Source organism: Aureibacillus halotolerans (assembly GCF_004363045.1).
Classification (GTDB): domain Bacteria; phylum Bacillota; class Bacilli; order Bacillales; family DSM-28697; genus Aureibacillus; species Aureibacillus halotolerans.
The window spans coordinates 79,704-92,366 of sequence record NZ_SNYJ01000001.1; the positions used below are offsets into that span (position 1 = coordinate 79,704).

The following is a 12,663-nucleotide window of genomic DNA, read 5'->3' on the forward strand; positions in this document are numbered from 1 at the left end:
CTAATATATTGTTTCTGCATAAAATGCTTTTACTTTTTCCGCATGCGATAACAAGCCTGCTTAAATGCGTTTGTGGTAAACATCAAGCGAATGATAAACCTATTAGTGAAAAAACAGCCCACCCTCGGATGTGAAATGGCCTGCTTTATTCACCTTCTTTAAGCACGTTATTCGAAAGTCGATGATGATACGACCTTTATGCGAATGAAAGATGATCACATGGGCAATTAAAAACAAGCTACAACTGGCAGGTAGGAACTCAACATCAATTTATTCTTCATTGAAGTGTGCACTTAAAATGCCCATTTGAATTTAAATCACGAAAAACCTCGACGCAGTTGTTCAAAGCATCGAGGCTTTCTACATTAAAGGGCTTTTGAGACAGCCCCTTTTGAATAGAAACTATGACTCAATCGAGATGAAACACTTCATGCTGAATGAGCTTCATTTTCGGCTGTCCGTTCTCGTCCATTTCGAGGATATCACTCATGTACGATTGCCATTTTGTATTGGCAGGCTCTGCTTCCATTCGTTTGTTCGCCGCTTCAAGATCATTCGTTTCCACATAAGCGTATAGCGTATTGCCTTCCATAAAAATACTGTAATTGTGAAAACCGTTTCGTTGCAGGGCCTCTAGCATCTCTGGAAACACCTCTTTATGGCGCTTCTCGTATTCTACTTCTGAGCCTGGTTTGCAAGACATGATAAACATATACCGTTTCATTTAAACACCTCTCCAATGTTTGTTAGTTGGATACATGTCTCCATCGTATGAAACCGATTACAAATTGTCAATTTTCAGATTCATGATATTTAGTTCATGCTTTGATCATTTGCTTGAGCGCCCCAAGATGATAGGCTGCATGCGCCAATGAGCCCAGCATTTCATTCGCATGAGCCTCGTCCCATTGCACCTGATCGATTCCTGCTAGCAAGGTGTTGAATTCCTTTACTAGAGCTTGCTTGATGTCATCCCATTCTGCCTCATTGACCGCATTGATTTGCCAACTCTGTTGCCAATCCATATCAGGGAATGTGCCTGTTCTCAAAAACTCATTCGTTCCCCACATATGGTAACGCACATGATCGGCATGCGCCGCAATGGTTGATCCATTCCTTGACAATGATGCCTTCTCTGCGGGTAACCCTTCAAGAATACCGAAGATCCCGGCATTTTCCTCCGCATTCGTAAACCAACTCCACTCCTCAGACGGTCCCTCAAACGCTTCTTTCAGTAATAGCTTTAACGACTCCTGTAAGGCATGTGCCATGGATAAGACCTCCAATCTTTATAATGGGTTAGGAATGATACACCCAAAACCAATGGTTGTAAAGCTCAATGAGATCTGCATTTTGATTTTTGCTACTAACAGTCATTGATCCTAATGGAAGGGTCACTACTCCTTCATCAATTTTCACATCGATTAAGATCGCATAGATATCGTCAATTTTTATATCTTGATTTAGTTGAACACATGTGACATCCATTTGCAAAACCGACGTTGGCCCATTCTCTTCTTCATACATCGCGTCAAAAGGAAATGACAAATTGTCCTGTAAATATGTATAAAACGTTTCAAGCCTTTCTGGAGTAACTGCCAGAAATCTAAAAATGTCACTATCATGATAATCTTTTGACGGGTCTAATTCATCGATGCCAAGGATTTTAGCAACTTCGGCCTCCCATTCTACGACTTTATCTTTTACAAGGTCATTAGAAAGAAGGAACCCATTCATCATTGACATGCTGTTAAAGGGACTTGATTCACTCATTGAAGCTGTAGAAAATTCATTATCGTAATAAGACATTTTAAACATGTCTCTGATTACTTTTGACTTTTGTACGCTTGTGCTTTGCTTTGTATTGAAAAATTCGCAAATGTCCGAGACCGCCACATAAGGTTCAAACGATTTGTCAAATAAGAAATTAATTGTTCCAAGAGAATGAACGACTGCAGCTGCCCAAATATCCATACGACCTGTTAAAAAAGGAACCTCTCTCTTTCTACCCATTTTATCAATAAGTTTTTCAATCACTTCATCATACTCGCTATTTAAATGCTCTTGGCTGAATGCCAGGGATAATTCTTTTAGTTGCTTTTTCTTTTCGGCTACTTTTTCTTTTTTTGTTGACATAATGTACACCTTACCCTGATTGTTTTGAATTTGAATGTAACCAAGCAAAAGGATCAAAAAGGCACTTCATCAATGCTAATTTCTTCGACTTTGCTATGCGTCTTGTGAGTATCCTTAACTCTCGTCGCTGATGAATTGTTCGGCTTGAGAACATGACAAAACTTCTCCTCATATAGTCGACGTACCCAGATTTTCACTGGATCCTTCCATTGCTGAGTCGGTGAAGGAATGTTTTTCTCTAAACTTTTTGGAGTCATGCCTAGTTCTTTTGCCATCGAAATATCTGCTTCGTTTAGGCGGCAGCGTTTTTTTGCAGCAGCCCAAGCAGCATCTGAATGTCTTTTCCCCACAAACCGTCCGCTCCCTTTTTAAAAATGATACATCTTCAAGATGAACAAAAATGAAGCTTTAATTAATCATAACAACGCACGTCTAATTAGATCAAGTGGTCATTTTCTACATAGAGGTTTTCTATCCCCCTCTAAAATACCGAAGCTCCCATCACTTTCCTCCACATTCGTAAACCAACTCCACTTCTTAGACGGTCCCTCAAACGCAAAAGCTTTAACGATTCCTCTAAGGCATATGCCATGCGTTCACCCTCCGTTTCTTTATTAAATGATCCATAAATCCAGAACTGCAAATGCACCCATAATCAGAACACACTGCAGCAACGTGTAAAAGAATATCGACGAAATGGAACGCTCTCGCTTCGTTTTTCCAATCAACGTCATGATGAGCAGGTTCACCCAAAAAAGGGCAAACATGAATACAGCGCCGAAGACAATATACGTGATCAAAGCTTCCCTCTCCAATCTCAATCTAAAAATGGCTACCTTCATCATATGGGAAGTTTCCCCATTGATCAACTGCTAGCACGATGTTTGAGCATCTCTTATACCTCTAACAAAAAAACCACATGTCGGCAACATGCGGTCGCTTGTTAGCTTAATTATCTGCAAACTCATGATCGGATTTAAAGAAGTGCATAAACAAGTATTTATGTTTTCCAGATGTTGAAGTATCGTACGATTTTTTAAGGATCTGATGCATAAACACATCACCTGAAGGCAAGTCGGTTTCATTAAGACCTGTTCCATCCATCGGATCGGTTATTCCAAACGTCCCGTATGCGTAAGAGTCTGGACCTACATAATTAAAAGCACTCCAATGCAATTGATGTTCTTTTACGACCTGGCCAGAAATATTGGCCACGTATACTTTGAGTCGCCCACTATTCGGAAACCCTCTGAAAGGAACATCGCTATACACAGCTGTTAACGGCACCAATTCGCCTTCAAAACTCATGTCTCGATTATGCAGCTCCTCCAGCTTCCATTGCTCGCTCTCCTTAAAAAACATCTCACTTTCCAGCCCAATCCTTCGGTATTTTGCTTCCAAAGTGACTTTGATGTCAAGACCCTCTGCTAAATATCGCGATGGCACCATTGTCGTGTCATTCGTTACGACAGCCTCCGTGTCCAAATCCACACGGTTTCCATTCACCGTCATCCATGCTTCTCCAATTGGCATCACAATCGTAAACCATTAAACGTAATGGTAACCTCTTGCTTGCTTTCATTCCAAGAGGTTTCCGCGCCTTTTAACAGGTCAGCAACGAGTCGAAGGGGGACAAGCGTCCGATCTCGTTCATCTACATACGGCATTGTCTGGTGCGAGTAAATGACATAGGCCTCATTCAGTTTCATATGCACATCTTCTTTTTTAACATATGTTGCAGAAGCGGTTGGAACATTCGCAAAAATGAACACACTTATGAGACCAATAAAACAAAGTAGTGTTCTCTTCAACGTTATTCACTCCTTTTATCAAGATTACATAGTACACTTTTCGTACCATTATAAACCATTTTTCTCCAAAAACAGAGACCTTGTTATACGTCATTGAAGAATAGATGGCGTCTATTTTGAAATTTTGTTTGTTATTCATCACTATTGTCAAGATTATCTACGGAACATAAATCTTCTCAACTAAATCAAAAACCGAACGTACTTGGCTCCATCTCTTTGGCTTTTGGAAGCTGCCTCAAAGTTGGATGCAGGAGCCAAACAACTGCGATGGCAAATAGCCCTGTTCCGGACAGGGTGAATAGAAGATGACTTCCCATCAATGTAGCCAAATATCCTCCAGCAAGAGATCCGATGGGCATACTCACCACACTCATGGACGTCATGACTGAATTGACACGTCCTAAAAGTCGGTTCGGAATCATCGATTGGGTGACACCTGCCAACAGCACATTGACCGCACCCATCGGAATCCACGCCAAAGCGAAACAAATGATCGTGACTGTTGGAATCGGCACAAGTGCTGCCGTCATCCAAGCCACGCCACCAAGGAAAAACGATAGAATAGCAGCGACCCCTATATTGTATTTTCCTAAAACAGACCCGAGCAATGCACCAATGAGTGAGCCACCTGCCATCGCTGCCTGCATCCCTCCATACATCTCAGCTCCTCCATAGCTACTCGAAAAGGCGGGCATAACGGCCATCGACATCCCGATGCAGAGATTGACCATTGTCGATCCGATCAAAAAGATATACATAAATGAACGAAAAACGACGGAAAATCCTTCTCTAAGGTCTTTTGCGTACGATTTGGCAGCGGCCGTCATCGTCGGTTTGTCTGTTGTCATTCGTCGTTTCGCAGGAATGGTCACGAGTGAAAAGCAAAGTGCGGCAATGGCAAAAGTGACTGAATCTATCAGATACACCGTTACTGCACCGACCAGCATCACTAGCATTCCTGCTAAGGCATTGCAGAGCAGATCCACACCCTGATAAGCAAATGAGAACAACCCATTGGCATCAACGAGTCTCTCCTTCTCTACCAATAAAGGCAACGCCTTGGTTTGACTTGGGTAGGCAAATTCTTCAATACAAGCGATCAATGGCATCACCGTTAGAATAAATGGGACGGTGAGCATATCCACGGCATAGGCAAGCGGTAGCAAGCAAATCAACACCGCCTGGAGGAGCTGTGTAATCACCAGTGTTTTTTTGATCGCCCATCGATCTACAAAAGGGCCTGTGAGAAACTGTAATGCTTTCGGTAGAAGAATGAGAAAACCAGCTAACCCTGTATAAAAAGAGCTGTCACTCAGTGTAAACACAAGCCACATAGATGCAACATAGTATAAGCTGTCGCCAATATTTGTGATGAGACGGCCGATAAACAACCATAGAACATTCTTGTTTAGAAGGATGGGAAGCATTTTAATCTCCTTAAAGTAAATTTATAGAAACGGTTAAATTAATTTAACAATAGAACCAAAAGAAAATACCTAGAGGAAAAAACTAATTTCTCGCGGTATTCACCCAGGTATCTAGCTAGCCTTTTTACTCTTCATTCAAGTCTTTAATATCCTGCAGAACGAGATCATCCACTTCAAAAGCCATTGTAGAAATGTAATAGATTTTCTCTTCTTTAGAAGCGACTTTTGGGCTCCTTGATAACTCTCTTAGCTCCTCCATCATGGAATGGTATTTTGCCACCCATGCTTGAAATTGTGCATCCGTTACGGACACTTGCCACGTTGAACCGACATATGGCCAATCTTTCGGATCCACACTGTCTTCTTTTAATTCAAACGCTTGTTCTGGCGCCGAAAGAAGCACGGCTTTGGTTCGTTCCGTCATTTGAAAAAACATCTGTCTTGCCGTTTCACTAACTTCCTCAACATGTGGCAATAATTCCGCTGAAGGGGTAAATCCTCGTGCGACGGATTGATAAAACTTTTGCAAAATGCCGTTTTTCTCTTCCTTTCTCACAATCTTTATAAGGTGATTTTTCTCTAACTCTTTCAAATGATAGTGAATATTAGCTCTCGACAAACTAAAGATCTCAGAAAGCTGTTGGCCAGTGAATGGCTTTTCAATCAATCGCATCATCAACTTTGCTCGCAAAGGATCTGCCAACGATTTTAGCTGAGCGTGTGTCGTTACTGTAAACATTGGTTTCATACAAAGACTCCTCCATAATTAAAATTACACGGTCAAATTAAATTAACTATAGCTTACAGCATTGTCTGCTTACCGGCAATACCAAATGTGCTCCCTATGCTATACTTCTTTTAAAAATGTAGTTCTTGAAGGAGTGGAGATTTGTGAAACAAAACAAATACGATCAACCCGACTTTTTTTCAGCCTACAGTCAAATGCCGCGGTCTGCTAAAGGCTTAGAAGCCGCCGGTGAGTGGCACGCTTTTCAATCAATGCTCCCAGAACTGCACGGAAAGCGAGTCCTTGATCTTGGTTGTGGTTTTGGATGGCATTGCCGTTATGCTCGCGAACAAGGCGCTTCGCACGTAGTTGGTGTCGATATCTCTGAAAAAATGTTGGAGCGTGCCAAAGAGATGACAAACGATGACAAAATTCAATACCACCGTTCCTCCATGGAGAGTATTAAATTTAAAGAAGGCTCCTTTGATGTCGTCATTAGCTCGCTCGCCTTTCATTACGTTCAGGACATTGCTACGCTGTTCGAAGAGATCCATCGTGTGCTTTCTCCTGACGGGGCTCTCGTGTTTTCCATGGAACACCCGATATTCACTTCTAGGGCCGATCAGGATTGGACATACAATGAAGCAGGTGAAATACGCCATTGGCCGGTCGATCACTACCAAGAGGAAGGCATTCGTCATACCTCCTTTTTGACGAACGATGTGATCAAATACCATCGAACCTCAGCTACGTTAATCAATACATTGTTATCCGCAGGATTCCAGCTTAAAGAAATACAGGAGCCGCAGCCAACAAAAGAAATGATGGCGGCTCAGCCAACGATGAAGGAAGAATCGCGGCGCCCCATGTTTCTCCTGCTCTCAGCTCTAAAATAAAGGGAGTTAAAAGGTTGAAATTCATGTCAATCTCCTGTAATATGTCGCGTGGACTTTGTAAAAAGAGAGCGTACCAAACAGGGGGAAATTTCATGACGACAACATTGTCTCGCGAAACTCTTCAAGACTCTGTAGAGTTTCAGCTTTTTCGCATTCAACAAAATGTAAAAGACATCGCCAAAGAAACCGACAAGGAAGTCATTGGCTTTGAACAGGATAAAAATGACCAATGGGTCGTTGTTTCAATAAAAGAGGTTGAACGAACGTTTCATTTGCTCCTTCATTCCTGTCAATCTGCTTACCGTGGCCATTGGGACTTTTCCTTAATGGGCGAGTACTTGGAGGATGGGTCTCTTTGGATCAGTGATATTCGCGGGGATGCCAATCAAGGACTTGGCTCGATTTGTATGGAGTATGTGAAGGAAAAAGCCCAACAAGAAAATTGTTGGGGCATTCAGGGGAACATCTCAAAACGGGATTGGGACCATATTGACAGGTTGCGCCATTTTTATGAGAAGCACGGCTTTTCGATTGAGCTCGATAGCCAAAACCATCAAGGAATCGTTTATTGGCAGGCAGCATAAGAACGACGTTTGCATACTATGCAAACGTCGTTTTTTAGTAGTGAATTTATAAGATTACGTCCTTCAAACAACCATCTGATGCAAGGAAATCACTTGTTATCAAAAGAATACCTTATGTCTTGCTGATTCCTCAATGCCACCTTCTACTTTACAGGCGGGGAGCTGTAAACCTCTGTTAGACTATAGTGCCCTTGACTCGGGCGGTCTAAAATCTGCTCCCTTGCCTCCAAATCATTAAAATGCCACCATTCCGATGCCAGCGGGGTCAGTCCGGCAGCGGTGCTATAGCGTTGCAAGTTAATGGCTGCTTCGTTCATGGACGATGTATACGTCGCATTTTTCCACGCCGTCGGTGAATTTGAGTTAACGGGAAGCGTGAAAATGGCTGACGAACCACTTAATTCGTGAATACGCGTAGGCATTTGATATTCTGTGTAGTCCGTAATCTCCGTCACGGAATAATGACCGATTGTCGTCTCAGAGGTCGCCTTAACCTTCGAAAGGCTAACATCGATGGCATATCCCATTTGATGATTGGACACACCGTCTGTGATAAACCACGTAATTCCCCAAGGTGGCGTATTAATGCCTGCTTTAACTGCAGCATCTTGCTTTGCCAAGGCGGTTAACTCATTTACAACCTTTTTTTGTACGGAATACGGTCTGTACGCTTCATACATTTTTAATGAATTCCCATCCGCCAGCGCGTGTTGTTGCGCTGCATGGACTTTTTTCGACATTGAATATAACACAGGCATAATAAATTCTTCTTTGCCAAGACGTTTGTTATAGCTTTTACCGGAATACAGCATTTGGTTCGTCACATTCGGAATGGCGTATCCTGATGATGTGAACATTGAGGAATACGTATTCGTGTTGTCATAAATAATGGAGGGAATCACATCCGGTAGATTGATAAAGCAATAGTGATGAGGGAGCCAACCAATGACGTCGCCTCGTTTGATATACCACCATTCCCCCTCTTCGTTTAGAATTTCAAATCCGGTGCCTGCTTTCATCGTTCTCTCTGTCTGCGCTGATTCGCCTGGCTCAGTTTTTAATGCTAAATCAATAGAGGCATAACCCGTTGCGCCTCTAATTGGCAACTCCAATGGACCGTCATAGTCTTTTGATTGGCCAAGCGAACTTCCCGAAATCTTCTTTTGACTCAAGGCGAGTTCCCGATCGCTATGTAAGGATTGAACCGTGCCGTTTGAGCAAGCAGCCAGTAAGCCAATGATAAGTGCAACCGCCATGAAACGCGCGAATATTCTATTCCTATTCAAAACCATTGATACGCTCCTTTAAAAACTGTTAGCCAAATACGACATGACTTAGAATATATAAAAGAAAAAGGTGCAGGGGATAGAACACGTAAAATGACCATTGGATCAGTTTTGATTTTTTTCCTTTTTGTCCATTGTACAATAGAAGCAATGGAACAACGAGGAGAATACCGAAGCGGAAAATAGAATCAAAGCCCATTGTGTTTATCCCTGGAATGAGATATAAAACAGTACCTATTAAAACAAAGCTAAGCAGTTGCAGGTGAATCCGCCCTCTGAATAGCCCGAAAAACAAGACCCATAGCACACCGATATAATTCCAATCCGCTGTCCATGCGAACAGGCAGCATAATAAGATTAAAACAATTCTTATGAAAAGGGGCAGGCGACTTCTCTGACTAATATACAAGGCGACGAGTCCCATAAGCAATGTCCATATAACGCTTGTCCCTTGCCACCACGAAAGGCCTAAAAACAGAACAAATGGAAAATGGGAAATCAGGGAGAAAATAAAAAGCCGTTTCATATATCTATGAATGTTGGACGTGTAACAATAGCCTTCGGCGATTAAGTAACACATAATCGGCGCGGCCATTCGCCCAATCGTATGGGTGATCATATCCATTGTTGTTCCAGGTGCGACAAGCCAAATCGAGGTGTGGTCGATCACCATTGTAACAATAGCGATCAGTTTAAGTGCGTTAGAATTTAACTTTATCTGGTTGAGGTTCATAGAGGGTACTCCCTTTTTGCTAAAAATTACTCTTCGGTCGATCAAAGACTATTGAAATGAATATAGATAAGCCATTTGTTCGTTAGTGCAAATTGGCGTGTTTTTCACATTCTCTAAAAAAGATTGATTTTAGTCCCTTATACAATTCGTTTCCTCCCAGCGAAATTATATCCCCCCGGGGAGATTTATCGAATGGAAATAATATCACATAATGAACCAACCGAAATTCATTTCCCAAAACGATGGTTGGCAAAGACCCAAAAATAAAACGTCTGGATGGCACATAGTGCCCCCAGACGTTTTACCTTTAATTCGCAGTGCTTTCTTCCTGTTGCAATGCCTCTAAGAAGGCTTCTCCATATTTCTCTAGCTTCATCTGGCCGATGCCTGAAACGTCAAGCATGGCGTCCATAGAATGTGGCTGTTTGTCGCACATGTCACGTAAAGTTTTATCGGAAAAAATCATAAATGGCGGCAAGCCTTCCTCTTGTGCAAGGCGCTTACGACATGCGCGTAGCACCTCAAAGAGCTTGTCCGACACTTCGGCTGGACGACTTGCTTCAATGAATTGCTCGACCCGTCTTTCCCCTCGTAACACTTCAGCTCCCTTTGGCGTAACCTTCACCTTAGGAAATTCATCGAGCGTCAAACGAACGTATTGCTCAGCCAATAAAAATTCAATAAACCCCTGAACGATCTTGGCTGATGTTCCTTTCATCAACCCATACGTCGACACGGTATGAAGCTTGAATTGCAGTACCTTCTGGTTTCGTGACCCTGTAAGCACTTGAGCGATCATCGTCTTGCCGTAATTCTCCCTCATACGCAATACACAGGACAACACCTTTTGCGCGTCCTCGGTTCGATCCATTCGCTCGCCTTCACGTGTGCAATTGCCACAGCGACCACATGCACTCACATCCTGCTCACCAAAATAGGAAAGTACATTTTCCACGAGGCAGCCATCGGTATGACAATAGCCCGTCATGTCCTGAAGCATGCCATACAAGGCTTCGATTCGATCTTGTGGAGCGTCGGATTGTTCAATAAAGAAGCGCTGCGTACGCACATCCTGGGCAGAAAACAACAGAAGACATTCTGCTGGGGCGCCGTCTCTCCCTGCTCGACCCGCCTCCTGGTAATACGCTTCCACACTGCCCGGCATGCTGGCATGGATAACGAACCGCACATTGGATTTGTTGATCCCCATTCCAAAGGCATTCGTTGCGACCATCACTTGACATTCATCGTAGAGAAAATCTTCCTGGTTCTTCCTTCTCTCTTCCTCACTTAAGCCCCCATGGTATAGCCCAACCTGTACGCCTTTTCGTTGCAACGATTTTTGCAGCGCCTCGGCTTCTTTGCGGGTGGCTGTGTAAACAATCCCGGCCTCCTGTTGTCGCCGTTTCACATACTGATCAATGTAAGTCGCCTTGTCCGCACCTTTAACGACATGAAACGTCAAATTGTCACGAGCGAAGCCTGTTTCAACGGAATGGTCAGGTGCAATGTCAAAGGCGTTTCGCAGCTCTTCAGCAACCGATGGCGTCGCAGTAGCAGTGAGCGCCAAGACGGAGGGAGCGGGCTGAAAGGAATAAATCCATGCTGGAATTTCTTTATAGCTGGGACGAAAATCATGCCCCCATTGTGATAAGCAATGAGCTTCATCCACAGCAACAAATGCAAGACCTGCCTGCATCAGTGCACGGCGCAACCGCTCATCTCCTAAGCGTTCAGGCGCAACATACAGTAGATCGATATCGCCTGCTGAGACTGCATTGAGACGATCAGTCACATCCTGGCGCGCTAACGTGCTATTGATGTAGCTGCCTTTTATTCCGAGCGCTCGCAAGGCATCGACCTGATCCTTCATTAGTGAGATCAATGGTGAGATGACAAGGGTCACGCCTTCAAGGAGAAGTGCAGGTAGCTGATAACAAAGCGATTTCCCTCCCCCAGTCGGCATGACTGCTAGCGTATCAATTCGTTCGAGCACCTGCTGAATCACTTGTTCCTGTCCGGGGCGAAACGAATCGTATCCGTAGATTTCCTGAAGCAACTGACGTGCCTGTTCCATTTGTTCTGCTTTCATTCAACCATTCCCTTTATCGTTTCCTATGTACTCTATGCTCAAGTCTAGCATGCGAAATAGATGTCGGACAATGCCTTTTATGTTCTTACTTGCGACTAAATCGTTTCTCTGACACAATCAAAAGAAAAAGGCAGTGATGGTTATGATTCAATATGAAGATGGGCGACTCCGTGTTTTTCAAAGTGCCCTCTACTGCACGACAAGCACCGTCATGCAAATGAGCAATGCTGTCGTCGTTATTGACCCAACATGGCTTCCAGAAGAAGTTCAAGCGATCAGGCAGTATGTCGATACCATTTTGAACGGCCGAGAGCTGTATCTTGTGTTCACACACAATGACTTTGACCACATTCTTGGAGCTGGTGCTTTTCCTGAGGCCACAACAATTGCCACTCAAACGTTTGCCACATGCACGAAAAAAGAACAGGTTCTTCAAGAAATCTCTGCCTTTGACAACACATTCTACCTCCAACGCCCTTACCAAGTCCAGTACCCTGACATTCATCTGCCCATTCAGGTGGACGGGCAAGAGCTACATCTAGAAGATCGTACACTGCAGTTTTATCTCGCCCCTGGCCATACCGCGGATGGGTTGTTTATTGTCGATAAAACAGCTGGTCTCCTTGTCGCTGGAGATTATTTTTCAAATGTTGAGTTTCCCTTTATTGAAGATTCCTATAGTGCGTATGTAAAAACAGTCGAAAAGGCAATGCAGTTGTTTCAGCAGTCTGATTTGACCATGTTAATTCCCGGTCATGGGCATCTCGCTAAAACGAGAGAAGAAGCCGAGCTCCGAATGTTGTTTGCACATGACTATTTGCAAAGGCTCCCACATGCAGACGAAGCATTGGCAAATCAGCTTAGAGAAACCTTTCCCTTTTACGATGCAATGAAAAAGACACATCAGAAGAATATTGTCAAAGCACAGAATGAAAGACAAGCGACCAATTAATTGGTCGCTTGAGAGGGAA

At 43.4% G+C, this 12,663-nt stretch carries 15 protein-coding genes; 3 read left to right on the forward strand and 12 right to left on the reverse strand.

Translation table 11 applies throughout. The annotated features are described in order from the left end of the window. Positions 1 to 409: 409 nt before the first annotated feature. The 9 genes from EV213_RS00400 to EV213_RS00440 form a co-directional block, all read right to left on the reverse strand. Positions 410 to 724: an L-rhamnose mutarotase gene (locus tag EV213_RS00400; RefSeq protein ID WP_133578497.1), complete on the reverse strand. Its 315-nt coding sequence runs from the start codon at positions 722 to 724 to the stop codon at positions 410 to 412. Between the two features lie 94 nt (positions 725 to 818). Next, entirely contained in the window at positions 819 to 1,271 is a 453-nt protein-coding gene (locus EV213_RS00405; protein ID WP_133578498.1) for a hypothetical protein, read from the reverse strand. Between the two features lie 28 nt (positions 1,272 to 1,299). Continuing rightward, positions 1,300 to 2,136: a DUF6398 domain-containing protein gene (locus EV213_RS00410; protein WP_133578499.1), complete on the reverse strand. Its 837-nt coding sequence runs from the start codon at positions 2,134 to 2,136 to the stop codon at positions 1,300 to 1,302. A 53-nt stretch (positions 2,137 to 2,189) separates the two neighbouring features. Next, positions 2,190 to 2,486, reverse strand: coding sequence for a hypothetical protein (locus tag EV213_RS00415; RefSeq protein ID WP_133578500.1), 297 nt, complete (start codon positions 2,484 to 2,486; stop codon positions 2,190 to 2,192). A 264-nt stretch (positions 2,487 to 2,750) separates the two neighbouring features. Continuing rightward, on the reverse strand, positions 2,751 to 2,936 hold the full coding sequence (locus EV213_RS00420; protein ID WP_133578501.1) for a hypothetical protein: 186 nt from the start codon (positions 2,934 to 2,936) through the stop codon (positions 2,751 to 2,753). Between the two features lie 148 nt (positions 2,937 to 3,084). Then, a complete protein-coding gene (locus EV213_RS00425; RefSeq protein ID WP_166639099.1) occupies positions 3,085 to 3,648 on the reverse strand; it encodes a stalk domain-containing protein in 564 nt (187 codons plus the stop codon). A gap of 20 nt (positions 3,649 to 3,668) precedes the next feature. Further along, positions 3,669 to 3,947 carry a stalk domain-containing protein gene (locus EV213_RS21180; RefSeq protein ID WP_133578503.1) on the reverse strand — a complete coding sequence of 93 codons (279 nt, stop codon included), beginning with the start codon at positions 3,945 to 3,947 and terminating at the stop codon, positions 3,669 to 3,671. A gap of 185 nt (positions 3,948 to 4,132) precedes the next feature. Continuing rightward, positions 4,133 to 5,374 carry an MFS transporter gene (locus EV213_RS00435; RefSeq protein WP_133578504.1) on the reverse strand — a complete coding sequence of 414 codons (1,242 nt, stop codon included), beginning with the start codon at positions 5,372 to 5,374 and terminating at the stop codon, positions 4,133 to 4,135. 124 nt (positions 5,375 to 5,498) lie between these two features. Further along, positions 5,499 to 6,122 (reverse strand): ArsR/SmtB family transcription factor, encoded by a 624-nt coding sequence (locus EV213_RS00440; protein WP_133578505.1) that lies wholly within the window; start codon positions 6,120 to 6,122, stop codon positions 5,499 to 5,501. A 143-nt stretch (positions 6,123 to 6,265) separates the two neighbouring features. Between EV213_RS00440 and EV213_RS00445 the strand changes: the two genes are divergently transcribed. After that, positions 6,266 to 6,997 (forward strand): class I SAM-dependent methyltransferase, encoded by a 732-nt coding sequence (locus EV213_RS00445; protein ID WP_133578506.1) that lies wholly within the window; start codon positions 6,266 to 6,268, stop codon positions 6,995 to 6,997. 92 nt (positions 6,998 to 7,089) lie between these two features. Continuing rightward, complete coding sequence (locus tag EV213_RS00450; protein ID WP_133578507.1) at positions 7,090 to 7,581, forward strand: N-acetyltransferase; 492 nt, start codon at positions 7,090 to 7,092, stop codon at positions 7,579 to 7,581. Positions 7,582 to 7,724: 143 nt separating this feature from the next. Here the strand turns inward: EV213_RS00450 and EV213_RS00455 are convergent, their stop codons facing one another. The 3 genes from EV213_RS00455 to recQ all read right to left on the reverse strand — a co-directional run bounded on the left by EV213_RS00455 (position 7,725) and on the right by recQ (position 11,692). Beyond that, entirely contained in the window at positions 7,725 to 8,873 is a 1,149-nt protein-coding gene (locus tag EV213_RS00455) for a D-alanyl-D-alanine carboxypeptidase family protein (RefSeq protein WP_133578508.1), read from the reverse strand. Positions 8,874 to 8,895: 22 nt separating this feature from the next. After that, positions 8,896 to 9,600: a TraX family protein gene (locus EV213_RS00460; protein ID WP_133578509.1), complete on the reverse strand. Its 705-nt coding sequence runs from the start codon at positions 9,598 to 9,600 to the stop codon at positions 8,896 to 8,898. Positions 9,601 to 9,907: 307 nt separating this feature from the next. Next, the gene (gene recQ / locus EV213_RS00465; protein ID WP_243739934.1) at positions 9,908 to 11,692 is read right to left on the reverse strand and encodes a DNA helicase RecQ; all 1,785 of its coding nucleotides are present in this window, start codon (positions 11,690 to 11,692) and stop codon (positions 9,908 to 9,910) included. 142 nt (positions 11,693 to 11,834) lie between these two features. Here recQ and EV213_RS00470 point away from each other — a divergent pair, with 142 nt between their 5' ends. After that, positions 11,835 to 12,644, forward strand: coding sequence for an MBL fold metallo-hydrolase (locus EV213_RS00470; protein ID WP_166639100.1), 810 nt, complete (start codon positions 11,835 to 11,837; stop codon positions 12,642 to 12,644). The last annotated feature ends 19 nt before the right edge of the window (positions 12,645 to 12,663 follow it).